This is a genomic window from Olleya sp. NP1-10 (assembly GCF_055804415.1).
This window is the reverse complement of sequence record NZ_CM147840.1, coordinates 3334980-3359915: the sequence shown is the minus strand read 5'-3', so window position 1 is coordinate 3359915 and position 24936 is coordinate 3334980. Positions and strand designations below refer to the sequence as shown.

27 protein-coding genes and 1 pseudogene are annotated in these 24936 nt (G+C 30.3%); 16 read left to right on the top strand and 12 right to left on the bottom strand.

Features of this window, described 5'->3' with window-relative positions; genetic code table 11:
• The first annotated feature begins 18 nt into the window (after window positions 1–18).
• On the top strand, window positions 19–552 hold the full coding sequence (locus AC0L4B_RS15790) for a fasciclin domain-containing protein (RefSeq protein WP_473439457.1): 534 nt from the start codon (window positions 19–21) through the stop codon (window positions 550–552).
• 65 nt (window positions 553–617) lie between these two features.
• On the opposite strand, the gene AC0L4B_RS15785 is transcribed toward AC0L4B_RS15790, so the two are convergent.
• Both AC0L4B_RS15785 and pheT read right to left on the bottom strand, forming a co-directional pair.
• Entirely contained in the window at window positions 618–848 is a 231-nt protein-coding gene (locus AC0L4B_RS15785) for a putative signal transducing protein (protein ID WP_028291188.1), read from the bottom strand.
• A 342-nt stretch (window positions 849–1190) separates the two neighbouring features.
• Entirely contained in the window at window positions 1191–3620 is a 2430-nt protein-coding gene (gene pheT / locus AC0L4B_RS15780) for a phenylalanine--tRNA ligase subunit beta (RefSeq protein ID WP_473437754.1), read from the bottom strand.
• Window positions 3621–3868: 248 nt separating this feature from the next.
• Between pheT and AC0L4B_RS15775 the strand changes: the two genes are divergently transcribed.
• The 4 genes from AC0L4B_RS15775 to AC0L4B_RS15760 all read left to right on the top strand — a co-directional run bounded on the left by AC0L4B_RS15775 (window position 3869) and on the right by AC0L4B_RS15760 (window position 6110).
• Window positions 3869–4081: a hypothetical protein gene (locus AC0L4B_RS15775; RefSeq protein ID WP_473437753.1), complete on the top strand. Its 213-nt coding sequence runs from the start codon at window positions 3869–3871 to the stop codon at window positions 4079–4081.
• Between the two features lies 1 nt (window position 4082).
• A complete protein-coding gene (locus tag AC0L4B_RS15770) occupies window positions 4083–4223 on the top strand; it encodes a hypothetical protein (RefSeq protein ID WP_473437752.1) in 141 nt (46 codons plus the stop codon).
• Between the two features lie 7 nt (window positions 4224–4230).
• Window positions 4231–4797 carry a hypothetical protein gene (locus tag AC0L4B_RS15765; protein WP_473437751.1) on the top strand — a complete coding sequence of 189 codons (567 nt, stop codon included), beginning with the start codon at window positions 4231–4233 and terminating at the stop codon, window positions 4795–4797.
• A gap of 104 nt (window positions 4798–4901) precedes the next feature.
• Window positions 4902–6110: a peroxiredoxin family protein gene (locus tag AC0L4B_RS15760; RefSeq protein ID WP_473437750.1), complete on the top strand. Its 1209-nt coding sequence runs from the start codon at window positions 4902–4904 to the stop codon at window positions 6108–6110.
• 23 nt (window positions 6111–6133) lie between these two features.
• Here the strand turns inward: AC0L4B_RS15760 and AC0L4B_RS15755 are convergent, their stop codons facing one another.
• From AC0L4B_RS15755 to recG, 9 genes and pseudogenes are all read right to left on the bottom strand, one after another.
• Complete coding sequence (locus tag AC0L4B_RS15755; RefSeq protein ID WP_473437749.1) at window positions 6134–6622, bottom strand: GDYXXLXY domain-containing protein; 489 nt, start codon at window positions 6620–6622, stop codon at window positions 6134–6136.
• The gene (locus AC0L4B_RS15750) at window positions 6609–6803 is read right to left on the bottom strand and encodes a DUF4401 domain-containing protein (RefSeq protein ID WP_473439456.1); all 195 of its coding nucleotides are present in this window, start codon (window positions 6801–6803) and stop codon (window positions 6609–6611) included. Before AC0L4B_RS15750 ends, AC0L4B_RS15755 begins: the two co-directional genes overlap by 14 nt.
• Before the next feature lie 59 nt (window positions 6804–6862).
• Entirely contained in the window at window positions 6863–7669 is an 807-nt protein-coding gene (locus AC0L4B_RS15745; RefSeq protein ID WP_473437748.1) for a DUF4401 domain-containing protein, read from the bottom strand.
• The gene (locus tag AC0L4B_RS15740) at window positions 7657–8607 is read right to left on the bottom strand and encodes a DUF2157 domain-containing protein (RefSeq protein WP_473437747.1); all 951 of its coding nucleotides are present in this window, start codon (window positions 8605–8607) and stop codon (window positions 7657–7659) included. The genes AC0L4B_RS15745 and AC0L4B_RS15740 overlap by 13 nt, the downstream gene beginning before the upstream one ends.
• Before the next feature lie 122 nt (window positions 8608–8729).
• On the bottom strand, window positions 8730–9542 hold the full coding sequence (thiD, locus tag AC0L4B_RS15735) for a bifunctional hydroxymethylpyrimidine kinase/phosphomethylpyrimidine kinase (protein ID WP_473437746.1): 813 nt from the start codon (window positions 9540–9542) through the stop codon (window positions 8730–8732).
• Window positions 9530–10183, bottom strand: coding sequence for a thiaminase II (tenA, locus tag AC0L4B_RS15730; RefSeq protein ID WP_473437745.1), 654 nt, complete (start codon window positions 10181–10183; stop codon window positions 9530–9532). Before tenA ends, thiD begins: the two co-directional genes overlap by 13 nt.
• A gap of 63 nt (window positions 10184–10246) precedes the next feature.
• The gene (locus tag AC0L4B_RS15725; RefSeq protein ID WP_028291177.1) at window positions 10247–10828 is read right to left on the bottom strand and encodes a MiaE family protein; all 582 of its coding nucleotides are present in this window, start codon (window positions 10826–10828) and stop codon (window positions 10247–10249) included.
• 75 nt (window positions 10829–10903) lie between these two features.
• On the bottom strand, window positions 10904–11980 hold the full coding sequence (locus AC0L4B_RS15720) for a flavin monoamine oxidase family protein (RefSeq protein WP_473437744.1): 1077 nt from the start codon (window positions 11978–11980) through the stop codon (window positions 10904–10906).
• Between the two features lie 2 nt (window positions 11981–11982).
• A pseudogene (gene recG, locus AC0L4B_RS15715) lies at window positions 11983–14084 on the bottom strand (ATP-dependent DNA helicase RecG).
• A gap of 111 nt (window positions 14085–14195) precedes the next feature.
• Between recG and AC0L4B_RS15710 the strand changes: the two are divergent.
• Both AC0L4B_RS15710 and AC0L4B_RS15705 read left to right on the top strand, forming a co-directional pair.
• Window positions 14196–16256: a M1 family metallopeptidase gene (locus AC0L4B_RS15710; protein ID WP_473437743.1), complete on the top strand. Its 2061-nt coding sequence runs from the start codon at window positions 14196–14198 to the stop codon at window positions 16254–16256.
• 1 nt (window position 16257) lies between these two features.
• Complete coding sequence (locus AC0L4B_RS15705) at window positions 16258–17187, top strand: patatin-like phospholipase family protein (RefSeq protein WP_473437742.1); 930 nt, start codon at window positions 16258–16260, stop codon at window positions 17185–17187.
• Window positions 17188–17238: 51 nt separating this feature from the next.
• Here the strand turns inward: AC0L4B_RS15705 and AC0L4B_RS15700 are convergent, their stop codons facing one another.
• The gene (locus AC0L4B_RS15700; RefSeq protein ID WP_473437741.1) at window positions 17239–17670 is read right to left on the bottom strand and encodes a DUF7935 family protein; all 432 of its coding nucleotides are present in this window, start codon (window positions 17668–17670) and stop codon (window positions 17239–17241) included.
• 316 nt (window positions 17671–17986) lie between these two features.
• Between AC0L4B_RS15700 and AC0L4B_RS15695 the strand changes: the two genes are divergently transcribed.
• The 9 genes from AC0L4B_RS15695 (at window position 17987) to AC0L4B_RS15655 (ending at window position 24870) form a co-directional block, all read left to right on the top strand.
• On the top strand, window positions 17987–18781 hold the full coding sequence (locus tag AC0L4B_RS15695) for a prolipoprotein diacylglyceryl transferase (protein WP_473437740.1): 795 nt from the start codon (window positions 17987–17989) through the stop codon (window positions 18779–18781).
• Window positions 18782–18791: 10 nt separating this feature from the next.
• The gene (locus AC0L4B_RS15690) at window positions 18792–19247 is read left to right on the top strand and encodes a hypothetical protein (protein WP_473437739.1); all 456 of its coding nucleotides are present in this window, start codon (window positions 18792–18794) and stop codon (window positions 19245–19247) included.
• Window positions 19248–19257: 10 nt separating this feature from the next.
• Window positions 19258–19911, top strand: a complete 654-nt coding sequence (locus tag AC0L4B_RS15685; protein WP_473437738.1) for a hypothetical protein — start codon at window positions 19258–19260, stop codon at window positions 19909–19911.
• A 5-nt stretch (window positions 19912–19916) separates the two neighbouring features.
• On the top strand, window positions 19917–20366 hold the full coding sequence (locus tag AC0L4B_RS15680; RefSeq protein WP_473437737.1) for a hypothetical protein: 450 nt from the start codon (window positions 19917–19919) through the stop codon (window positions 20364–20366).
• 8 nt (window positions 20367–20374) lie between these two features.
• On the top strand, window positions 20375–20677 hold the full coding sequence (locus AC0L4B_RS15675; protein WP_473437736.1) for a hypothetical protein: 303 nt from the start codon (window positions 20375–20377) through the stop codon (window positions 20675–20677).
• A gap of 27 nt (window positions 20678–20704) precedes the next feature.
• Window positions 20705–21235: a hypothetical protein gene (locus AC0L4B_RS15670; protein WP_473437735.1), complete on the top strand. Its 531-nt coding sequence runs from the start codon at window positions 20705–20707 to the stop codon at window positions 21233–21235.
• An 82-nt stretch (window positions 21236–21317) separates the two neighbouring features.
• Window positions 21318–23489, top strand: a complete 2172-nt coding sequence (locus tag AC0L4B_RS15665; protein ID WP_473437734.1) for a two-component regulator propeller domain-containing protein — start codon at window positions 21318–21320, stop codon at window positions 23487–23489.
• Window positions 23489–24130, top strand: a complete 642-nt coding sequence (locus tag AC0L4B_RS15660) for a sensor histidine kinase (protein ID WP_473439455.1) — start codon at window positions 23489–23491, stop codon at window positions 24128–24130. Before AC0L4B_RS15665 ends, AC0L4B_RS15660 begins: the two co-directional genes overlap by 1 nt.
• The gene (locus AC0L4B_RS15655; protein WP_473437733.1) at window positions 24130–24870 is read left to right on the top strand and encodes a LytR/AlgR family response regulator transcription factor; all 741 of its coding nucleotides are present in this window, start codon (window positions 24130–24132) and stop codon (window positions 24868–24870) included. The genes AC0L4B_RS15660 and AC0L4B_RS15655 overlap by 1 nt, the downstream gene beginning before the upstream one ends.
• Window positions 24871–24936 lie beyond the last annotated feature (66 nt).

Here is a 24936-nt window from a genome sequence, read left to right as displayed (position 1 = left end):
GTATTAGGGCTTAGTGTAATGCTAGTGGCAAACTTAGGTTTAGCACAAGATAAAATGATGTCTAAAGACACTAAAATGGTTGGAGGAGCAGCTATGTATCCATCAAAAAACATCGTAGAAAATGCAGTAAATTCTAAAGATCATACAACATTAGTTGAAGCAGTACAAGCAGCCGAACTAGTTGATGTTTTACAAAGCGAAGGACCATTTACTGTGTTTGCACCTACTAATTCAGCTTTTGACAAATTACCAGAAGGTACAGTGGCTACTTTAGTAATGCCAGAAAACAAAATGCAATTACAAACTATTTTAAAGTATCATGTTGTTGCTGGAAAATGGAGTGCTAAAAACATTGCTAAATTGATTAAAAAAGGAAAAGGAAAAGCAATAATTAAAACCGTTTCTGGTGGTACACTAACTGCTTGGGAAAAAGATGGTGCTGTTTATGTGTCTGATGAAAACGGAAATTCTGCTCAAGTAACAATAGCAGATGTTAATCAATCAAACGGAGTAATTCATGTTATAGATACAGTATTGTTGCCAAAATCATAAGGTGATAAAATATTAAATTAGTCTTACTAAAAACGCTTTATTCTAGTTTAGAACAAAGCGTTTTTTTATGCTTCAGTTTCAGCTTTTACAGCTTCGATAATTGGTAATGCTTTGTCAACCTCAGATTGATGTACATATACTTCTGGAACCCTAGGCATGTCATGAACAAATCCACCAAGTCTTCCAGATTCGTTTTCATCTTTAATTACAGGATTTATACCTATGTCTTCTAATCTGGTTTTAATTAATTGAACAACAATAAAGTTACCTTCAAAAATTTTTATATAATCTGTCATAGCTTTTATATTTATGTGTTTACTTAAATATACGAATAAAAACTAAAAGTAACCATTTAGTGTATTGCTATGATTTTGTTAAAATAAAAAACCTCCAAATATTATTTGAAGGTTTTTGTATAAAATTTATTCTTGTTTTTTTAGCTGTGTATATTTATACAAGCTATAAATACCGTAAATAATTGCAAAAACAGCAATTGCCAACTTTATATTATTTAAAGTTAACTTGGTATTAAAATGCTGATACAATCTAAAACAACCAAAACCTATTAACAATAGTCCTGATAATAAATTATACATTTTATTGTTTCTTAAGGATTCCATTTTGTTGATTACTATTAATTACCTTAACTCAGCACCAAGCTGACGCTCAAAGTTATTTTGCAATTTGTTCATTATTTTATCTACAACTTTATCGGTAAGTGTTTGACGCTCGTCTAAAAATGTAAAACTTACGGCATAACTCTTTTTACCTGCAGGAAGGTTTTTTCCTTGGTATACATCAAAAAGGTTAACCTTTTTAAGTAGTTGTTTTTCGGTTTTTTTAGCAATAGCTTGTAAACTATCAAATGTTATATTATCATCTAATAATAAGGCAAAGTCACGACGTACTTCTGGATATTTTGGAATAGCTGTAAACTTGATTTTATTACGTTTTGCTACTTCAATTATTTTGTCCCAATTAAAATCTGCATAAAAAACGTCTTGACTGATGTCAAAATGTTTAGCTATTTTAGATTTTAATACTCCAAAATTAACTAATGTATCACGTCCAATACTAAGCTGTAACCCTTCGGAAAACACATCATTTGTAGATGTACTTTCTTGATAGCGTTTAATACCTAGACGTTCTAAAATACTGGCAATACTTCCTTTTAAATAAAAGAAATTTGTTTTTGCTTGTGGTGCGTTTGACCAGCTTTCTTCTGTTTTAAAACCAGTGACTAATAGTGATAGGTGCTTGTATTCTTCACGTTTACCATTGTAATCATGGTAAGTTTTTCCAAATTCAAAAAATCTTAAATTAGTTTGACGTCTATTAATGTTATGGCTTAAAGCTTCTAGTCCAGAAAATAATAAACTTTGACGCATTACACCTAAATCTTGACTTAAAGGATTTAGCATTTGTACATTATGATCTGCATTTAATTGCTCAGATAAATCGGTATAACTTGCACTAGTTAATGAGTTTGCCATAATCTCATACCAACCTTGTGCAGCTAATTGATTACCTATAACGTTTTGAAGTTTATAATCTTCAAATCTTGAGGCATTAGCTATTGAGGCATTAAGTTTAGAGCTAGTTTCAATGTTATTGTAACCAAATACTCTTAAAATTTCTTCAATAACATCAGCTTCACGCGTAACATCGTTTCTAAAAGCAGGAATGGTTAAACCTAGTCCTGTTTCGGTAACGCTATTTATTTTTATGTCTAAAGAGGTTAGTATAGATTTAATAGTTTCAGTTGGAATTTCTTGTCCTATTAATTTTGTGACTTTATCAAAACTTAGTCGTACTTGAAAATCTTCAATTTTATTAGGATATAAATCTGCTATTTCGCTTGTAATTTCTCCTCCAGCAATTTCTTGTATTAGTAAAGCAGCACGTTTTAAAGCGTATTCAGTAAGTTTTGGGTCAATACCACGTTCAAATCTAAATGAAGCATCAGTATTTAAAGCATGACGCTTTGCTGTTTTACGGACACTTACAGGATTAAAGTAAGCACTTTCTAAAAATATGTTGGTTGTATGCTCTGTCACACCAGAGTCTATACCTCCAAATACACCTGCAATACACATTGGTTTTTCTGCATCACAAATCATTAAATCATCTTCATGTAGCTCGCGCTCTACGCCATCTAAAGTTGTAAATTTAGTGCCAGCAGGAAGTGTTTTAACTTCAATTTTTTGACCAGATACCTTATTAGCATCAAATGCATGCAAAGGTTGTCCTAAATCGTGTAATACGTAATTGGTAGCATCTACGATATTGTTAATAGGTGATAAGCCAATGGCTTTTAATCTGTTTTGTAACCATTCTGGTGAGTCTTCAACTTTTAAACCAGAAATAGTCACACCACAATATCTTGGTGCCAGATCTTTGTTTAAGACATCTACATCTATTTTAAGTATGCGACTGTCTATATTAAATGCACTTACACTTGGTGTAATAAGCTCTACATTAATGCCTTTTTGTTGTAAACCAGCTTTAAGGTCTCTAGCAGTACCATAATGACTCATCGCATCTGCACGATTTGGTGTTAAACCAATTTCAAACACTTGGTCATTTTCCACATCAAAAAGTTCTGCACAAGGTGTTCCAACAACAGTATCCTCTGGTAAAACTAAAATACCATCGTGAGATTTACCTAAACCAAGCTCATCTTCGGCACAAATCATTCCGTGACTTTCTTCACCTCTAATTTTACCTTTTTTAATAGTCCAAGCTTCACCTTCATTGGTATACAAAGTTGTACCAATAGTAGCAACAGGGACTTTTTGACCAGCAGCTACATTAGGCGCACCACAAACAATTTGTAATGGTTGGTCTTGACCAATATTTACGGTTGTAACTTTAAGTTTGTCAGCATTACTATGTTGTTTGCAAGTTAAAACTTCACCAACAACAACACCTTGCAAACCACCTTTAATACTTTGGTAAAGGTCTAAACCTTCTACCTCAAGTCCTAAATCTGTAAGTAACTCGCTAGTTTGTTCTGGATTCCAATCAATTTTAATAAATTGTTTAATCCAGTTGTAAGAAATCTTCATTTTGTATACTAATTAAGACCACAAATATAACAATACTTAGTAGTTTTTAAGATTTTAAAATCAGCTTTTATTTCAATTTTAAAGCATTTTTTTTAGTATTATTTTACTCATGTTATGTTGCGTGTGTCATTTATCGGTTTTATTAACAGTTAAGCCGTATTTTCTATCTTAATTAACCTTGTTATAATCTATAATAGCTTAACTAAACGTATCTTTAAATAGATATAAACCATCAAACTTAAATATTTATGAAAACCATTTTAAAACTAGCTCTAGTAGCAGTATTGTTTACGACGTTTTCTTGTCGTGATACAAAAAAAGAAGAAGCTTTAGTTAAAGACGCTGAAACTATTGAAAACATTGAAATTGCTACAGATAGTGTTAATGATATTTTAGAAGCTCAGGCTCAAGATTTACAAAATGATTTGGATGAATTAGAACAACTTGAAAACGTAGAATAAGATGAAACATTTAAAAATAGTAGTAGTAACAGTAGGTTTATTTGTGTTAGGTACACAGCAAACAGTATTTGCTCAAGAGTTAGCACAAGATAAATTAGAGCAAAAAGGGAAAGCTAAGTTAAAAGAAAAAAGAGCTTGGTGAAACCAAAATGAATGCTAAAAAAGGAGAGCTTAAACAAAAAGGTGAACAAAAGAAAGAAGCGCTTAAAGATAAAAAGGAAGCTTTAGAACTTAAAAAAGGTGAGTTAAAAGAACAGAGTTCAGCTGTTAAAGCTGAGATGAAAGAGAAAATGGCTACAGCATCTCCTGAAGAAAAAGCAGAACTTAAGTCTAAAATGTTGGAGAAAAAGCAATCTTTATCAGAAAAAAGAGAAGAGCTTAAAGCAAAACGTGAGGCATATAAAGGTGATAAAGAAGCGTATAAGCAAGAGCTTTTATTTGAAGCTAAATCAAAATTAGAAACAAGCAACCAGCAGCTAACTAAAAATGATAAGTTAGTAAGTAACGGAAAATCTCGTTTAGCAGAAGCTAAATTAAAATTTGAAGCTCAAAAAGCAGAAGGGACTTTAACGGATGAGGAAGTAACAAAACGAGAAGCTTTATTTAGACGTATTGAAGATAAATTAAGTCAAAATGAAGAAACGTTAGAAAATAGTAAAGCACTTTTAGAACAAAATCGTGAGAAACTAACAAAATTAGAAGTTACAGAAAAGTAATTTTTAACACTTGATAATTTAAAAAAAAGACATTGTTAGCGCAATGTCTTTTTATTTGTAAGTATTTTAACGATATTTCGATTAATAAAAAAACAAACATCCTCATGCGCTACCTTTTAGTTATACTAACCTTATTTACCGTTTTGTCTTGTGATAAAAATGAAACCGAATTTTTAACTTTTGGTACTTACAGAGGACAATTAAAAGTTAGTAAAACTGTACAATTACCTTTTACATTTAAAGTTAAAGATGCAAATACTTTAGAAATTTATAATGCTGAAGAAGTGATTGAAGTTGATGAAGTTGAGTATAAAAATGATTCGGTTTATATTAAACTTCCTGTTTTTGAAGGGATGCTAATTGCAAAAATTACAGATCAAACTTTAAATGGTCGCTTTATAATTGAAGAAAAAGGGCGTCAACAAGTTTTTACAGCATCAAAAAATAATAACAGGTATGACAATAACGCTAAAGCGGAAACCAATATAACTGGAAATTGGCAAACAGTATTTAGTCCAAATACCGAAGCTGATCGCTATGTCGCAAAAGGCGTTTTTACCCAAAATGAAAATATCGTAACAGGTACTTTTTTGACAGAAACAGGAGACTATCGTTATCTTGAAGGCGTTGTAAATGGTAACCAATTGCAGTTGTCAACTTTTGATGGTGCACATGCTTTTATGTTTACAGGTACAGTAACAGACAGTACAATTAATGGTCAGTTTTATTCAGGTAACCACTGGAAAGAGCCTTTTACGGCTAAACGTAATGAAAATTATAAGCTTAAAAGTGCAGATCAATTAACTTACTTAAAAGAGGGCTATGACACTTTAGCTTTTACATTTCCTGATGCAGATGGTAACCAAGTTTCATTAACAGATGCTCAGTTTAAAAATAAAGTAACAGTTGTACAAATTATGGGAACGTGGTGTCCTAATTGTCTAGACGAAAGTAAGTACTATACATCCTATTATAACGCTAATAAAGATAAAGACATTCAGTTTGTAGCTTTAGCTTTTGAGTATGTTAAAACAAAAGAAAAAGCTTTTAGTTTTATAAAACGTTTACAAGATCGCTTAAATATTACTTATCCAATATTATTAGCACAAACAGGAACAACAAGTAAATCTAAAGCAAACGAGAAATTACCAATGCTTAACCATGTGTTAAGTTATCCAACGTCTATTTTTATAGACAAAAAAGGGAAAGTTAGAAAAATACATACTGGTTTTAATGGTCCTGCTACTGGTGAAAAATTCACAGAATTTAAAACAGATTTTACTAGTTTTATTAACGGGTTGTTAAACGAATAACGTTTTGCTTTAATAACTTGGGTTTATTCGATTTTATTAAAGTTTTGGTCATATAATCCAACTAATAAGCTATTACCATCTTTATCAATCTTGATGCTGCTGTATTTAGCATTTTCATATTTTTTTCCTTCACCTTCCTGAAAAAAATAAGATTCAGCACCAATATTAACTCCTCTGTATTCTTTTAAAAAATATTTAACTAGTTGTTCATTGTTTTTAAGAGGTGTTTTGTTGTCATATATTTTTGCAGAACTAGCAACTCCATTGTCTTCAATAGTTATCGTGCAAAAACCTCTTGTTTCAACCTCGTTAGTTTTAATGTCGTTAAGGATAGTATATCTCAAAATCATGTAATCTCCTTGCATTAAAGATCTTGGGTCAACTGGTTTTAGTTCTAAAAACACGTCAGATCCATCAGATAATAATATTTCTTTTTTAATAACTGAGTTGTTAAATAATATTAATAAAACAACAAGGTTTATTAAAATGATTATGGTTTTAAACTTTTTCATTTATTTGAATTGTTAGTATAAAATAAATTAATAAAAATACTATACCTAAAGTGATTAATATTATGGATTTAGTTAATAAGGTTTGATCCATGAAATAGTAATATTGAGATATAAAATAAATCATGGTTATTATACCAATAGCTAAACCTGTTTTATAGTTAATATAAAAGCTAGATAAAATTATAATTAAAGCACCAATTATTGCTGAAGAAAAAAATGTGGTTATTAATATTATTGTGCTTAAAAAAATATTAATAGCTTACTTTTAAGATTGACAATGTTATTAATTTTTATAATAGCATTTACAAGGTACAAAGTGGTAATAATGATTATTGTATTAGCAATCCATGTTAAATAATGGTAAGTTAATGTCTTAAATTTATCCTCTATTAAATATAATCCAATTATTAGTGCTATTACAGTCCCTATTTTTAAAGGGTTGTAAAGTCTAGATAGTTTATTGTTTATTTTAATGATTTTAGCTTCATTTAAAAAAATATAAACTAATAAAGCTGTGTTTAAAGCAACGTAAATAGGTAATATATCATAACGGTTTTCTACAATTAATATAAATATATTGGCATTTACAGTTAATATGGAAATAAATGATAAAATGTAGTTTTGAGTAACCATTAATGCTATAAATACAATAATTAATAAATTAACCCAATTGAGGTCTACATCATGCTCTAACAAGCCAACACTAAGCATAATATATCCTATACTATAAATGGCTACACTAAACGTGTCAATAATCAGTTGCTTATAGGCTTTGTTTAAAGCAATAGCTGCTGTAATAAAAATTAAACCAAATATAATTAGGCCTATTGGCGAATCGTATAAACCTGTAAGGAATAAAAAACCACAAAAAGCTAATGACGCTAGAAAACCACCTAAGATTGAGATGATTTTAATAGCTAAGCTTGAAGTGTTTTCAATGTTAAAATTATACTCTTCGAATATGCCCTTTTCGTTATATTCAAAATCAACACCTTCATTTGTCTTAATTAAATTTAATATAGCTTTTTTATTGTTTAGTTGTTCCATTTTTTTTGAAGCTTAATTAAGGTTTTAATGACAAGGGTTATTGATCCAATAATAAATAAACATATAATAAATAACATTTCAGAACTGTCAAAAAGTTTAATAAGGTAGGATGTTCCCATTATTATTAAACTAAAAGCAATTACTGATAGATAAAAGCTGTTTTTAGATTTTAGTCCATAAATAATACCTAGCCCATAAATAACTATAATTGTTAAAATTGTAAGTAAGTATTGTGAGTTAAAATCTTCAAATAACCCAATTATAAATGCTGTTGTACTAAAAAGTAAAGTAAATATTGTCAGTGTGTTAGTGAGCCAATTAGGAATGCTAATAGAGTCGTTTTTATTTTTTAGCAACAAAAATCCAGCTATAATAAGAGTATTAAAAAGAAATAATGAGTTTAATACAAAAAGTTCTGACCAATCATGCGCAACCTGTTCTGTGTATAAAATAAATGTCGTATTTATTAATGTTATAAAAATTAACCATAAGGGAGGGAAGTTGGATATAAAAGTCCATAAAATAATAGACAGTGTCCAAACTAAAAATAAATCATAGGCATCAGCTCCTGTTTGATATATTTGTCCAAATACAGCATATAAAACGCCTACTAAAATGGATGCACTTGTTAGTAGTATGTTTTTAAAGGATTGATTAGTTTTTATAAAAAGTGATGCTAAAGTAACACTAATTATTAATGCCTCAATTATACCAATTTTGAAAAATTTATTTAAATCATTCCAGTTATAAGCAAAAAAGAAAATAATACCTATTGTTGTAAAACCAACACCTAAACTAATAAATAATAGTTTTACAAATTTATACCAAGACGCTTTGTCGTTATAGGTGTTTTTTAACAGAATGTTATTTATGCTTTGTTCAGATAAGTTACTATGTCTGGCAATTATGTGTATGTCCTCACGACTAATTTTTGTCATTATTTTATATTGAAATTATTTTCTAGTACTCAAAATGAATATTAAGAATGAAGCTAATTTGCTTTTGTTTGATTTATATGTATTTAAAGCTTTATGATATTAAGTTGCCGACTTTTAAATATCTACAAATCAAAATGATTAATTGGTCCATTGCCTTGTCCTAAAACTTTATTTTTACCGTTAATAATTGCTTTATTTACATACTGACATCCTTTTTTAACAGCAGTTTCTAAATCATTATTTAAACTTAAGTAAGTAGCAATACTAGAGGATAGGCTACAGCCTGTGCCATGAGTGTTATTGGTGTCATGCCAAGGGTTTGTGATTGTTACAGTAGAGTTGGAGTCTAAAATATATAATACGTCTGTAATAATATCTGTTGTTTTGTTTAGATGACCTCCTTTTAAAAGTACAGAGGTTTGATATTGTTGTCCTAATTTGATAGCTGTAGCTTCATGATTATCGATAGCTATGCTATCACCAATCAGTAATTCTGCTTCAGGTATATTTGGAGTAATTAAAGTAGCTTTAGTTAACAACTGTTTTAAACTTAAAAGCGCATTATCTGTGATAAGTTTATCTCCAGAGGTAGCAACCATAACAGGATCTAAAACAATGTTGGTAATTTTATACTGGTCAAGTGTCTTGCTTATTAGATTAATGACTTCAGCAGAATGCAACATGCCAATTTTTACTGTATGACATTGTAAGTCACTTAATACAGCATCCAACTGTTTTTTTATATGTTGTATAGGCATTGGATGAATATCTGTAACACCTAATGTATTTTGAGCAGTAGAGGCAGTTATTACTGAGGCTGCAAAAGCACCACAAGCACTAATGCTTTTTATATCTGCCTGGATACCAGCACAACCACCAGAATCGCTTCCTGCTATGGTTAAAACAGTATTGTAGTTGGTGTTTATATTTTCCATTGTTCTTTGTTATAAGCGCTATCCCAAAATAGCCATTCTAATTTTGACGCTTTAATAAAGGCTTGTTCCATATCTTGTAAAATAGTTTCGGAAGTATTATTAGCGTATTTGTTAACTATTGCTGTGGCTTTATTTACGGATTCTTCAAATGCTGTTCCTCCATAAGTATTTATCCAATCTTGATAAGGATTATTGTCTTTATTGTTTTGGTGTTTTAGAATGTAATCACCAATTTCTTTGTAAATAGTAAAACAGGGTAAAATTGCAGCTAAACCTTCTTCTAAACTATGGTTATTGATAATTTTAGTTAAGTAACTTGTATATAACTCACAGGTAGGAGAGGGTTGCTTGTCTAAAATTTCGTTTTTAAGGAATACTTGATGTAAAGCGTTTTCAACAGCAATAATACCAGTAGCTGCATCTAAAAAATACTGCGTTTCGCTACTCTTATTACATTTTATACCAACAGCAGCAAGGTTTTTTTTGTATTCTGCTAAATATAAAGCGTCTTGATTAATATAGAATCTAAACACATCATCAGGTAATGTACCATCCATTAATTGAGTAATAAATGGATGTTTTTGTATAGCTTCTAATATATAATTGGTGTCTTGTCTTACTTTATTATACCAGTTTGGCATTGGTTAGATAGTTTAAAATTGATTATGTTTTGTCAAGTAAAGAATACAATAATTGTGTTAATCCTAACCATGTATACTTTCACTTTTACCATAGCTTTTAATTAATTCGCCTTCAAAAGCGACTAATTCTTGCCAACGTTTATCAACATCAATATCTTTTCCGTATTTTCTTGCAAAGGTTATAAAAGTCGTGTAGTGACCAGCTTCGCTAACCATTAAATCGTAATAAAACTTAGATAATTCTTCATCATTAATACGTTCTGATAACAATTTAAAACGTTCACAACTACGTGCTTCAATCATAGCCGAAAACAATAAACGATCCACCATAGATTGTACTCTGTTTCCACCTTTATTCATGAATTTATATAACTGATTTACATAATGGTCTTTTCTCTCACGACCAAGTGTATAACCACGTTGCTTTATAATATCATGTACCATTTGAAAATGCTGTAATTCTTCTTGAGCTAACAACGTTAATTCGGTAACTAAATCTTCGTGTTCAGAGTTTAGGGTAATAATAGTTATGGCATTAGTAGCAGCTTTTTGCTCACACCAAGCGTGATCTGTCAAGATTTCTTCAAGGTTAGATTCTGCAATAGTGACCCAACGTGGATCGGTTTCTAGTTTAAGGTGAAGCATGATAATGTTTTAGGTTATGCGTAAGACAAATATAATTATAATTTGGGTCTGTTGTTAAAGTCTTAATAGCGAAAGTTAAGTTTGTTTAATTTCCGCTTTAAGCAAATTAAAAACCTCATGAGCACTAGTTACTGCTGCTTCCATTTTACCAGAAAATCTGGGATTAGTTTCTGCTCCAGCAATAAATAATTTATTATTTAAATACGTAGATTTAAATAACGGATGACCATTATTTTGTTGTGGCATTACAAAATTGTTATAACTAGGTGTGGTAAACGGTTGTTGTTGCCAAACACATTCTTCATAGCTTAAAAACTTTAGTGCCTGATTACCATAATAACCTTGCAGCTGTTGTAAAGCCATTTGTTGACGCTCGTTTTTAGTTTTATGTAATAAAGAACCACTCATAAAACCACTTAACGCAAACAAAGATTGCGCTGCATTACTATGGTCATAAAACTCTTGTAAAGGTCCCGAATTTGCATATATTGTTCCGCTAGTATTTTGGTTATTCCAAAACGGAGTTTTATAAGTAAATCCAGCTCTAATAGAGTTGTGCATCCATGTATGCGTGTTTGCTAAAATATTTATTAAAGCATCAGATAATTTAGGTTCTGTACTAATTTTTTGATTAAATAACGCTGGAGGTAAAGTTGATACCACGTACCTTGAATTATAGTTTTGTTTATCTGTTTTGACTAAAACGGTTTCAGCTTTAAGCTGAAGAGACTGCACACTAGTATTTGTTTTAATAGTTTGTTCAGGTAGTGTGTTTGCTAAGGTTTTAATTATAGTTTCTGTACCGTCTTTTATTCTATAACTCACCGAATCATTATTGGGTAACATCACCAATTGTGGTTGTTTGCTATTATCAGGATGGTAAATAGCTGTTTTACCATAAGATTGTTTAAACAACTTGATATCTAATTGTTGGATTAAGTTTAATACATTACTTTGCTGAGGTACAATCCAAGTTGCTCCTAAATCAATAGCTGCTTCATTGGTGTTGTGTTTTGTTAAAATACGTCCACCAATACGTGTATTGGCTTCAATAACAGTCACTTTTAGAGGTGTTTGTTTAAGTAAATAGGCAAGCGTTAATCCTGTTAATCCAGCTCCAATAATAAGGACGTCTGTGTCTTGTGTAGTCATAATTAGCTAATGTAGTTCCAAATATTTTTATACTTACTCATTTGTCGGTAAGTCTCTAAAATAATTGCATTCTCTGGACTACTTAAACTAGGATCTTTAGTTAGAAGGTCTTTTGCCCAATAACGTGCATGTTGTAAAATGTCATTATCTTTTACAATATCTGCGATGCGTAAATTTAAAATTCCGCTTTGTTGTGTACCCATAATATCTCCAGGACCACGAAGTTTTAAATCGACTTCAGCAATCTCAAAACCATCATTAGTTCTGGTCATGGTTTCAATACGTGTTTTACTGTTTTCTGATAATTTATGACCAGTCATTAAGATGCAATAACTTTGTTCTGCGCCACGTCCAACTCGACCTCTTAATTGGTGTAATTGTGCTAGTCCAAATCGCTCTGCACTTTCAATAACCATCACTGATGCATTGGGTACATTTACACCAACTTCAATAACAGTTGTAGCAACCATGATTTGTGTTTCACCTTTAACAAAACGTTGCATTTCGTATTCTTTATCTGCAGGTTTCATTTTGCCATGTACAATAGAAATTTGATACTCTGGCATCGGAAAATCTCGAGTTAAACTCTCGTAACCATCCATCAAATCTTTGTAATCCATTTGAGCATTTTCTTGGATTAAAGGATAGACAATATAGGCTTGTCTTTTTTTTGCAATTTCGTCACGTATAAACCTAAAGACTTTTAGTCTGTTTGAGTCGTATCTGTGGACTGTTTTTATAGGTTGTCTTCCAGGAGGTAACTCGTCAATAATAGAGATATCCAAATCACCATAAACAGACATAGCTAATGTTCTAGGAATTGGAGTAGCAGTCATGACTAAAACATGAGGAGGAAGGCTGTTTTTTTCCATAGTCTAGCACGTTGTTTTACACCAAACCTATGTTGCTCATCAATAATTGCAAGTCCTAAATTCTTGAATTTAACTTTGTCTTCCAATATAGCATGTGTCCCAATTAGGATGTCCAATTCGCCACTTTCTAACATACTATGGATTTCTCTTCGTTCTGAAGTTTTGCTTGAACCTGTTAGTAGTTTAATGTTGATTTTTAAATCATTACACATTTCAAGTAAACCGTTATAGTGTTGGACTGACAAAATTTCAGTAGGAGCCATAAGGCAAGCCTGAAAACCATTGTCAAGAGCCATTAACATTGACATTAAGGCAACTATGGTTTTTCCAGATCCAACATCACCTTGTAAAAGACGGTTCATTTGTGCATTACTACCCAAGTCAGCACGTATTTCTTTAAGGACTCGTTTTTGTGCATTAGTTAATTCAAACGGTAAATGGTTTTTAAAAAACGCATTAAAATGTGTTCCAACTGTAGAAAACGGAAATCCTTTTATTTTTGTTTTATGAATTAAGTTTTTAAGAATTAATTGCAATTGAATGTAAAATAATTCTTCAAATTTTAATCTAAATTTAGCTTTAGAAAGTAGTGTTTGATCTTTCGGAAAATGAATATTTAAAAGCGCTTCAGATTTAGAAATTAATTTGTTTTCTGAGAGTAGTTTTTCGGACAAGGTTTCGGCAAATCTTCCTTTGGTTTCAAGAAACAAATTTTGCATGATTTTTGTCATCACACGATTGGTAATACCTCTATTAGCTAACTTCTCAGTAGACGGATAAATAGCTTGCATTGCACTGCGTAAATTAGCTTCATGTTCTGATAATAACTCAATATCAGGATGAGGCATGCTAAACTTGTTACCAAACTTAGTTGTTTTTCCAAAAATAACGTAAGGCGTGTTTAGTTTTAAAGCGTCTTTAATCCATTTCTGACCTCTAAACCAAACCAGTTCCATTGTGCCAGTGTCGTCTTTAAAAGTTGCAACTAGTCGTTTTCCTCTTTTTTGTGCAATCTCTTCAAATTTTGTGATTTTTCCAATGATTTGTACTTCCGATGCGTTGGGTAATAATTGGCTAATTTTATAATACTTTGTACGATCCAAATACCTGTTTGGAAACAGGTTAATTAAGTCTTGATAAGTGTGTATAGCCAATTCCTTGCGTAGTAAATCTGCACGATTTGGTCCTACACCTTTTAGGTAATCAATGGGAGTTTGAAGATTAACACTCATAAACAACGAAATTAATGTATTTTGATTTAAAGTGAAAGTTAATTTGGTTAGCATTACTTTACCACATCACAAAAAATCGTATTTTGGTCTGATACTTGTTTGAAATTATTTATGAGAAACTTTTTAATCCTGTTTTTTACGTTTTTATGTCTTTTTGCGAAAGCACAACAGACAGAAATTGTTGATTTTAAAACTATTAATTCTAGATTAGTTATAATCCCAGAACAGTCTAAAGTGTCAGGTGAATTTGTGTGTTCTTTTAAAATTTTAAAAGACACGGATTCTATTTACTTGGATGCTATTGATATGAAATTTAAAAATGTTGTTTTAGATAATAAAACAGTTCATTTTGAAAATGATTTAAAAAAGATTGAGATAAGATCTAAATTCAAGAAAAATAAAATTTATAAACTAAGTTTTGACTACATCGTTTATCCTAAGAAGGCAATGTATTTTGTTCAAAATGAAAAAGATTGGCAAGTTTGGACCCAAGGTCAAGGTAAATACACCAGTCATTGGTTGCCTAGTATTGATGATATGAATGATAAAATTGAATTTGATTTATCAGTTATTTCATATGCTGACAAAAAAGTTATTGCTAATGGTGAATATAGAAAACGCGACACTGCAGATAATGTTTCTATTTGGCATTACAACATGCAAAAACCAATGTCAAGTTACTTGGTAGCATTAGCTATTGGTAAGTATGATAAAAAAGTAATTACTTCTGAAAGTGGAATTCCACTTGAGTTATATTATTACCCAAAAGATTCGTTTAAAGTAGAACCAACGTATCGTTACACCAAACAACTATTTGATTTTTTAGAACATGAAATTGGTGTGCCTTATCCTTGGCAAAACTACAAACAAGTACCTGTTAAAGACTTTTTGTATTCTGGAATGGAAAATACTAGTTGCACCATTTTTAGTGATGATTTTATTATCGACGATATTAGTTTTGTTGATAAAAACTACGTCAACGTTAACGCACATGAGTTAGCACACCAATGGTTTGGAGATTTGGTCACAGAGACCTCAGGAACACATCATTGGTTACAAGAAGGTTTTGCAACTTATTATGCATTACTTGCAGAACGCGATATATTTGGAGAGGATTATTATTACAATCAGCTTTTTGAGTACTATCAAGAGTTGAAAGCACAAGAAAGTGTTGGTCAGAGTACAGCGCTTTTAAATCCAAAATCTAGTAGTACAACGTTTTACAAAAAAGGAGCTTGGGCTTTACATGTTTTAAGAGAAAAAGTAGGAGATAAGGCATTTAAAGATGCTGTAAAAAGTTACTTAAATACTTATGCTTATAAAAATGTTGAAACTACTAATTTTATAACTGAAGTCGAAAAGACTTGTGGTCAAGATTTAAGTACATTTGTTAAGGATTGGTTGTCTTCTTCAGTTGTTTTAGAGCAGCAAATAGAAGCAAGTTTAAAACGTAACGAAACAGCTTCGTTTTTATTGACAATGCAAACCGAACCTTATTTAAGTTTTAGGACAGATCAGGATGAAAATTATATTCCGTCAAGTTTAACAATGTCTTTACCCGAAGGATTTTATACTATTAAAACTGCTGTGCTGCAAGAGTTGTTAACCAAACAAGATTATCCAATGTATGATGATTTGATAACGGAAGCGTTTCAATCTGGTCAAATACAATTACGACAAACTTTAGCTTTGGGATTAAGAAAGATCCCTTTAAAATTTCAAAAAAACTACGAAAGTTTACTTAACGATAGCAGTTATGTAACCATTGAAGCTGCGTTGTATAATCTTTGGGCCAATTTTCCGCGAAAGCGAAACTTTTATCTAAATCAAACCAAAAATTTGTATGGTTTTAATAATTATAATATCAGAATACTTTGGTTGGCTTTAGCTATTGCTACACCTGATTTTGAACAAGAAAAAACAGAAAGTTTTTATAATGAGTTGGTAAGTTATAGCGATCCTAATCAACCCTTTTCAAGACGTCAATCTGCTTTTGATACCATGTCAAGTTTAGGTGTGTTTAATCCACAAGCTTTGACTAATCTTTTGGAAGCAACCAAACATCATAATTGGCGTTTTAAAAGTTTTGCTAAACAAGTTGTAGAAATGTTATCTGAAAATGAAAAATATAAATCTTTAATTAGTAATTTGCAGGACAACCAAAAACAATAATTTGAAAGCATTAGTTATATCTGGAGGTGGAAGTAAAGGCGCATTTGCTGGTGGTGTTGCGCAATATTTGATTGAACAACAGGATAAAAAATACGATATGTATTTAGGGACTTCTACAGGAAGTTTGTTAATTCCGCATTTAGCAACTGGTAATATTGGTAAGCTTTATGATATTTATACGCATGTTAATCAAAATTCGATTTTTAATATTAATCCTTTTGTTTTAAAGAAAAAAGGAGATCGTGAATATGTGTCTATAAATTATTTTAACACCACTTTACAGTTTTTAAAACGAAAGCGAACCTTTGGTGAGAGTAAAAATCTTAAAAAACACATTAAAGAAAACTTTACCAAAGCAGAATATGATTTAATTAAGGCAACTAAAGAAGATGTGGTGGTTACGGTTACCAATTTGTCTAAAAATAGAGTGGAATATAAGTCTATTAACGATTATGATTATGAGGAGTTTTGTGAGTGGATTTGGATTTCATGCAATTATATTCCGTTTATGTCATTGGCTAAAAAAAATGGATTTGAGTATGCTGATGGTGGCTTAGGTTGTGTGATACCAATTAGAGAAGCGATTTTAAGAGGTGCCACAGAGGTTGATGCAATTGTTTTAGAAAGTGAAAACCTAGAGTACAATAAGGTGTTGGGAAAAAACCCATTTTCATTAATGATTAACTTATTTGGGCATTTATTAGACCAAGTAGAAAAAGGAGATATTGCTATTGGAAAATTAGCAGCAAAACACAGAAACGTAAAGCTTAATTTATATTATACACCAACCAAGTTAACAGAAAACTCATTGATTTTTAATAAAAAACTAATGGAAAAATGGTGGTTGCAAGGGTATTTGTATGCACAAAGTAAATACGATGTAAATAACGAGTTTGGTACCACTGTACCTATAAATCAGGAAGAAGAATAATATTATAAAAAAAGCCTTATCCGATGGATAAGGCTTTTTTTATGTGGTTTATTACCAAATTTCTCCGACTTCTTTTTTTATGTAATGTAAACCAGCGTTACTTGGTGCTGGTTTGTCAAGCATTTCGTTTAAAATAGCTTCTCTTAATTTTGAAGCAGAATCTATTTTATCACTCATTCCTGCTTTTCTTATTAATTGTATTGTTGCACTTTTAGAGGCATTTACAATAGTCCAGCAGTCGTTGCTTAAGTATATTTGTTGTGATAAGTTGTGTTCAAATTCTTGCTCGATATTTTTAATAAGTAAATCTTCGTAACCTTGTTTGTCTGAAGATAATGGAGCAACACGTAATAATAACTTGTTTGGTGAAATGCGTTCTAAAAATAAAGCTATTCTTTCATAGGCTTGTAAGCGTATTGGTAACGACTCTTTACTTAACTCTTTAGTGACTGCGTATTTACGACGTTGTTCTTCGTTTTGCATGTGTTCTCTAAAAAAAGATAAGCTATTGCTCCTGTCACTAAAGCAGGTAATGTATACATTAAGAGGTTTAATAATTGTTCTTCCATGGTGTGATTAGTTTATATAACAAACTTAATGTGTTTTAAATTATTGTACAAGAAAACAGATAATTGAATCAACCTTGTTTTTAATAGATTGAAATCAACAGGTTAAGTAATGTAAGTGTTTTCTGTTGTTTTTGTAAGTTACTTTTGGAAAGCTGTTAATCTAAATTAAAATCTACAATAGTGTTATAATAAAATAAATTATTGTCGATTTTTTTATAACATAATACATCATGTTTCCAGAGTTATTTAAATTTTCAATCCCAGATTTTTTATCCAGCTTTATAGGTACTAAGCAAATAACCATTTATAGTTATGCAACTTTAATTGCTTTAGGGACTTTGATTGCTGCTTTATATACTAAATGGAGGGCAAAAAAGGAATTAGGTCTAAGTAATTTACCAAATACATTTTTCTATTTAATATTTATTGCTGGATTTGTTGGCGGTAAGCTGTTTTTTTACCTAGAAGATCCAATGTTGTATGTAAATAATCCTAATTTAGTTTTAAGTAGTTTTAATGGTGGATATGTTTTTTATGGTTCTTTTGTAATGATAATTCCGTTTATAATCTGGTACCTTAAAAAACACAAAATACCAGTATTGCCAATGTTAGATATATTGGCAGTTACAACGGTAATTGTACATACAATAGGTAGGTTGGGTTGTTTTACTGCTGGTTGTTGTTTTGGTGCTCCAACTGATAGTTATTTAGGAATGGTTTTTCCAACAACACATAATACAGCTGTGCATCCAACACAATTATATGAAGTTTTGGTTTTGATGTCCATACTTTTTATACTTCTTTTTATAAAAAATAGAAAACAATTTAAAGGTCAAATATTTTTAATCTACTTAATCCTTTATGGTTTAGGTAGAGGTGTATTAGAGTTGTTTAGAGGAGATGAAAGAGGGTATGTTATTGATGGAGTCTTATCTCACTCGCAATGTATTGGACTCTTTTTTATAGGTGTAGCAAGTTATTTTTATTTCAAATTTTATAAAGCAAGTAATACTAATTTAATTTAAGTTTAATACAATGAAAAAGAAAATTTTTAACACAGTATCTCCAATTACATTATTGGTAGTTGCATTATTTTTAATTGGGTCTGGTTGTCCTTCAGACGATGGAGTGCAAGATGAACCAGATACATCAGTATGTGATTATGAAGGTTACGATGGTTTAGACACTACAAGTAATACTACAATATTAATACCTGAAGCAGAATTAACTACAGATTTTTTTAATACCTCTTCTAATGGTCCAGAAGTAGAAATTTATGAAACCAGTGATCCTGGTAACTTTTGGTTTGTAACAACAGTCGTAACACTTAATGCAACAGGGACAGGTCAATTAAGTATTAATGGTAATATTCAGACTGTAAATGTAACGTGTTTAGCAACAGGGAATGCAGTTGGACAAGGCATGCAATTTATAGTAACAGCTTCTGGTCTTGATGCCGAGTTTTGCGTAGTCATAGACGAATTTCATTAATAAAAACATAATGAAAATAATTTTTAAAATAGCATTTTTAACTGTGTTAATCACGTCTTTTTTTAGTTGTGATAATAACGACGATGCTCAAACCGATCTAGTAAATCCAACCGATGGATTTACACATAATAATATGTTTTTTGAAACAGCAAATGCCTATTTTGAAATTGATGAAGAAGACAATAATGCAGATGGTATGCCAGATAGCTACAGCTTCTTTTTTACTAATGGACGTATGTTTGACAACGATGCTAATGTAAACGGATCTTCAGGAGATTTTTTGTTGTCTTTAAATACCACTAATTGGGTGTTTTTAAATGTAGAGGTATCAGACAATCCAAGTTTAGCCAATAACTCACCTTTACCTGGTAATACTTACATTGTTTCAAGTATTAACGATTCTGTAATTATAGAAAACGGTCAAATAGATCCATTAACACCAGCTTATATTCAAAACAATATTCAATTTGGAGAAGGTAATGAAAATGTAGGTGTTTTTAATTGGCCAGGCACACAAGGTCCAACCATTACCATAAATGCTATTAATATTGATAATACAAATACAGCAGATAGTACAATTAATGCAGATTATACTTTTATGAATCAAAATGGTGATATCATTACAGGACATTATGAAGGAACCTTTGGAGTAATTTTAGACTAAAACAGATGAAAAATATATTTAAAATAATAATGTTGTTTTGTATGTGTATTGCATGTAATAATGACGACGATGTTAATAACGATGCAACCAATGAAACCCAATGTAATTATCAAGGATTTTCATATTTAGATGCTTCAAATAACGATCAGACTTTAATAGCGGAAGCCGAATTAAATACCCAGTTTTTTCCAAATGCAAACAATGGACCTTATGGAGCTCCAGGAATAGAAATAGTGTCTAACACAAGTACACCATCCTTGTTTTTTGTAACCAATGTAATTGCCTTAAACCAAACCGGAACAGGGTATTTAACTTTAGATAATGGTCAAGAACAAACCGTAACTGTTACTTGTCAACGCGCAGGAACAGCAGTTGGTGAAGAAATTAGGCTAGATGTGGTTTATGGGAATATTGAAGTCGAATTTTGTGTCATAATTGACGAGGTCGTTTTATAAATTTAAAGATGAAAACATACCTTAAATACATCGTCTGTGCTCTTGGTTTATTGCTTTTTAATTGCAAAGACAATACATTAAAAACCGAAACGACAGCCCAAACAACACAATTAACCAAAGCTCAAAAAACAGAAATAGTAACATATTATCTTATTAATGATAGAAAATTATCTGAAAACGATTTTCATGAAATTATTTTTTTAAATGACTTTGTAGATGGAGTTAAAGTGATTTTTCACGAAGGAAAAGATGCTTTTTTTGGATTTAAATTTTCAGAAGCATTAGAGTTTTATAACGCAAATAATAAATAAACGAAAACAATTATAAAAATATTACTGATGTTAATAATCAGTATTACAGTTGTAAATTGTAGTGACGACGACGATGGATCAACCACTACAGGAAATACTAATGAATATTTTAAATATACTATAGATGGCGTAGAACGTATTTTTGATTATCAGGTTGAAGGTCATCTAGAAACTGATACATCTACCATAATTGATAGATTTGAGATTAACGCATCTGGACAACAACCTAGTGGAGATTTAAGACGTGTAGGTATTAATTTTTCGTTTGATAGTTCTGGCACATTCCTACCAAATACGGTTTATAATTGGGGAGTTGCATTAGATAACTCGCCAACCGAAAAGTTTTATTTTGGTGAAACCACTTCAACAAATTTGTTTTTATTGTCTGCAGATTTTAATGCACACCCAATTATAGCAACCGTAACATCAGCAATTCCAAATGCGATAGGTGATTATTTAGAGTTTACTTTTACAGGTAGTTATACAGACGATAATAATGTTATGCATGGTATTTCAGGAGAATGCAGAGTCCAAAGAGATGCAGATCAAAATTTTTAAATTTTAATTCTATTACATTTGTATAGCCACTAAAATCATACTATTGAATTACAAAAAACTCCATATCACAATATATTTCGTTTTGATATGGAGTTTTTCGTTTGCGCAACAGTTTTTTAATTATAGTACTAAAGACGGTTTGCCAAGTAATCATGTATATACTATAGTACAAGATGCTAAAGGTTTTATGTGGTTTTTAACAGATAAAGGTATGGCAAGGTATAATGGTAAAACATTTAAAATCTTTACGACAAAAAACGGATTACCTATTAATGATGTATGGGACGCTTTACCAACACCAGATGGAAAAGTTTGGTATTTATCAAAAACACCCAAATTAGGATATATTCAAAATGATACAGTAGTTTCATTTTCTAATCAAACTAAAAACCAAATAATAAATCCTATTTACTCCTCTCAAGTAGGAGATTCTGTTTACCCAACTGAGCCTCATAAAATATTTTCATTACAAAATAATAAATGGGTCGCTTTATTAAATTCGAAATATAAAACCCAGTCAAACGAGAGGATTACTATAAAACATGATTTTGTTTCAAGTATAGTAGTTAACAGGTCTGGACAATTAAAGTTGTACAATAAACAAGAGCAGAAGATAAAAACAATTACAACAACAGGTATTTATGGTACAACAGGAACAAGAGGACAACTAAATGATAGTTTGTTTTTTTGGGCAAACCAAAAAAGTTATTTCATTTTAAATTTAAACACCCATCATTTAAAACATGTGGATTTAAAACAAGCCATAGCTTTAAATACAGTAGATAATCTTAGGGTTAATGTTGTTGATAATCAAATACAGGTTTCTGGAAGTGGATTTGTCGCAAAATTAAATCAAGATTTAGAGATTGTTACTCCTTATTTTTTTCCTAAAAATATAGATGCTCATTTTGGTTTTATAGACAGACTAAATACAATATGGTTAGCGACATTTAATAATGGTATTTATAAGTTACCTTACGTAAAACGAAAGGCTGAATACCATTTACTAAACCATAAAATTCAGAGTTTTAATTGTATTGATTCTAGTTTAGTAGTAGGTGTTTATCAAAAAGGATTTTATAAGTTTAAGGATGGTATATTTTATGAATTAATAAGTGACAACGACTATGTTTATGGAGCAAGTCATTTAAAATTAAATAATATTAATTTTTATGCCTTTAGAAATACTTTAATTAAAGAGGAAAAGGGTAAGAAAACAATTGTAAAAGTTAATGATTTACAATCCAATGATTTATTAGCAAATGAAGTAGGACGTAAATTTGTTTGTCATAATCATAAAATTTACAGTAATTTTTCTTTTGGTATTAACAGGATAAATGCAAGTTCTTTAAAAATAGAAAAAGAGTTTAAACAACGTGGAGTAAACGATTTAATTAGTTTTAAAAATCGCTTACTAATAGCTACAAATAATGGCCTAAAGGAAGTCGTTAATGATACTTTAAAACCTGTAGTATTCAGTAATATTGTATTTGATAAACCTATTTTAAACATCAAATTAGTAGATAATAATAAGTTACTAATTAATACAGATGGATTTGGTGCCTATCTTTCGGATTTAAAAACCATACAGCCTTTAGCATTAACCGATTATTTAATTGTTGAAGACGCTTTTATAAAGGATAATATAATATGGTTAGCAACAAATACAGGCGTTTTAAAATTTAAAAAAGTAAAGGGTAATTACCAATATCAAAAACGATTTACAGTTAGTGATGGATTACCCACAAATCATATTAAAAGGTTATATGTTGACCAAGATAATTTAATTTTAGGAACTAATAACGGAGTCGCAGTTTTACCTAAAGACCAAAAAAGTGTGCCACAATTACTAGATGTTTATATCGCTAATGCGACTTATAATTCTATGGTGATTAATCATAAAAAATCAGCATTTAAATACTCAAAAAATAATAGTATAAATATCACAGTTGCAAATATTGATTTTTCTGATAATAATACAAATTTAACCTATCAATTTAAGTTGCAACCGTCCCAAAAACAATGGGTGTCTTCTAATACCAATGTATTTAATTTTAATAATTTACAACCAGATGACTATGTGTTTTATGTAAAATCTGGGAGTATCAAAAAACAGCTAAAATTTACAATATTACCATTGTGGTGGCAGTTACTTTGGGTTAAATTACTGCTTACCCTTTTAACAATTACTATAATAATTTTGTCAGTTTGGAGGCTCAGTAAAAAGTCTCAAGAGAAAAAAATAATAAGTTAATACAAGACAAAAAGTTATCCGAAATACAATTAAAAGCATTACGCTCTCAAATGAATCCTCATTTTGTGTTTAACTCTTTATCAGCCATACAATATTATATCAATAATAATCAGATTGAAGCATCAGAAGCTTATTTGGTAAAGTTCTCAAAGCTAATACGTCAGTTTTTCGAATTGTCAAAAGAAACAGATATTAGTCTGAAGGAAGAAGTCGAATTAATTACTAATTATCTAGATATCGAAAAGTTGAGATTTAAAGATAAATTTGACTATCAAATTAACATCTCTAAAATTATTAAAGCAAATCAAGTTAGATTACCAGCTATGTTACTTCAGCCTATAGTTGAAAACGCAATAAATCATGGCATATTTAATAAACTAGAAAAAGGAACAGTTATTATTAATATTAACGAAGCTAAAAGTCAGTCTATTAAAATTGAAATTATAGATGATGGCGTTGGTTTTATAAATACCATAAAAAAGACCAACCGTAAAATAAAATCTTCAAATGTATTAGATGATAGATTACGATTTTTAAACAAAAGTGGCCAATGGACTGTAACTTATTCTGCTAAAGCATTACATCCAAATCATGAAGATAAAGGTAATGTATCAACTTTTTTAATAACAAAAAACAACTAATGGATACAGTAAACGCTATTTTAATTGATGACGAGATTTCTAACCTAAAAGGATTAGAACAAAAACTGGGTAAATTATTTCCAGAGGTTGTCATTCAAAATACATTTCAACAACCAGAAAAAGCAATTACAGCGTTAAAAAACAACCAACCTGATTTAGTGTTTTTAGATATAGAAATGCCAAGGTTGAACGGATTTGAAGTCTTATCTCAATTAAAAGACATTAATTTTCAGGTCATATTTGTAACAGCTTATAGTGAGTACGCAATTGAAGCCTTTAAACAAAACGCTATTGACTACGTACTAAAGCCAATAGATAATGACGACCTTAAAATAGCAGTAAATAAAGCTTTAGAGGTTATAAAAACTAAATCTGATTTAGTTAATAAGCACAAATTAGTTAACCTATTAACGCAAACTATTTCTAATAGTAACAAGATTATTGTACCAACCGCTAAAGGCATGTCTTTTATACCTCAGGCAGAAGTGATGCATCTAGAAGGTTATGATGGGTATACAAAAATTCATTTATCAACTAAAAAAACAATTATAAGTAGTTATAATTTAGGGCGTTTTGAAAAAATATTATGTGACAAATTTTTCAAATGCCATAAGTCTCATATTATTAATCTTGAAAAAGTTAGACATTTTGAAAACGAAGGCTATTTGATACTAGAGGATAACCAACGGATTCCTATATCTAGAGCTAATAAAAAGGCTTTTTTAGAATTATTTAAATAATTTTTAAAAAGAGGGTAACAAAATTTAGTCATAGTGTATATAAGGTTGAATTAATAATAAATCAAT

Bases quoted from the DNA above. Each gene is read 5' to 3' on its own strand.
- AC0L4B_RS15770 (WP_473437752.1), top strand. From the start codon at position 4,083: ATGAAACATTTAAAAATAGTAGTAGTAACAGTAGGTTTATTTGTGTTA.
- AC0L4B_RS15755 (WP_473437749.1), bottom strand. From the start codon at position 6,622: ATGAAAAAGTTTAAAACCATAATCATTTTAATAAACCTTGTTGTTTTA.
- AC0L4B_RS15765 (WP_473437751.1), top strand. From the start codon at position 4,231: ATGAATGCTAAAAAAGGAGAGCTTAAACAAAAAGGTGAACAAAAGAAA.
- AC0L4B_RS15785 (WP_028291188.1), bottom strand. From the start codon at position 848: ATGACAGATTATATAAAAATTTTTGAAGGTAACTTTATTGTTGTTCAA.
- AC0L4B_RS15685 (WP_473437738.1), top strand. From the start codon at position 19,258: ATGAAAATAATTTTTAAAATAGCATTTTTAACTGTGTTAATCACGTCT.
- AC0L4B_RS15775 (WP_473437753.1), top strand. From the start codon at position 3,869: ATGAAAACCATTTTAAAACTAGCTCTAGTAGCAGTATTGTTTACGACG.
- tenA (WP_473437745.1), bottom strand. From the start codon at position 10,183: ATGCCAAACTGGTATAATAAAGTAAGACAAGACACCAATTATATATTA.
- AC0L4B_RS15700 (WP_473437741.1), bottom strand. From the start codon at position 17,670: ATGCAAAACGAAGAACAACGTCGTAAATACGCAGTCACTAAAGAGTTA.
- AC0L4B_RS15720 (WP_473437744.1), bottom strand. From the start codon at position 11,980: ATGACTACACAAGACACAGACGTCCTTATTATTGGAGCTGGATTAACA.
- AC0L4B_RS15670 (WP_473437735.1), top strand. From the start codon at position 20,705: ATGTTAATAATCAGTATTACAGTTGTAAATTGTAGTGACGACGACGAT.
- AC0L4B_RS15745 (WP_473437748.1), bottom strand. From the start codon at position 7,669: ATGGAACAACTAAACAATAAAAAAGCTATATTAAATTTAATTAAGACA.
- AC0L4B_RS15710 (WP_473437743.1), top strand. From the start codon at position 14,196: ATGAGAAACTTTTTAATCCTGTTTTTTACGTTTTTATGTCTTTTTGCG.
- AC0L4B_RS15695 (WP_473437740.1), top strand. From the start codon at position 17,987: ATGTTTCCAGAGTTATTTAAATTTTCAATCCCAGATTTTTTATCCAGC.
- pheT (WP_473437754.1), bottom strand. From the start codon at position 3,620: ATGAAGATTTCTTACAACTGGATTAAACAATTTATTAAAATTGATTGG.
- AC0L4B_RS15740 (WP_473437747.1), bottom strand. From the start codon at position 8,607: ATGACAAAAATTAGTCGTGAGGACATACACATAATTGCCAGACATAGT.
- thiD (WP_473437746.1), bottom strand. From the start codon at position 9,542: ATGGAAAATATAAACACCAACTACAATACTGTTTTAACCATAGCAGGA.
- AC0L4B_RS15690 (WP_473437739.1), top strand. From the start codon at position 18,792: ATGAAAAAGAAAATTTTTAACACAGTATCTCCAATTACATTATTGGTA.
- AC0L4B_RS15725 (WP_028291177.1), bottom strand. From the start codon at position 10,828: ATGCTTCACCTTAAACTAGAAACCGATCCACGTTGGGTCACTATTGCA.
- AC0L4B_RS15760 (WP_473437750.1), top strand. From the start codon at position 4,902: ATGCGCTACCTTTTAGTTATACTAACCTTATTTACCGTTTTGTCTTGT.
- AC0L4B_RS15675 (WP_473437736.1), top strand. From the start codon at position 20,375: ATGAAAACATACCTTAAATACATCGTCTGTGCTCTTGGTTTATTGCTT.
- AC0L4B_RS15655 (WP_473437733.1), top strand. From the start codon at position 24,130: ATGGATACAGTAAACGCTATTTTAATTGATGACGAGATTTCTAACCTA.
- AC0L4B_RS15790 (WP_473439457.1), top strand. From the start codon at position 19: ATGCTAGTGGCAAACTTAGGTTTAGCACAAGATAAAATGATGTCTAAA.
- AC0L4B_RS15680 (WP_473437737.1), top strand. From the start codon at position 19,917: ATGAAAAATATATTTAAAATAATAATGTTGTTTTGTATGTGTATTGCA.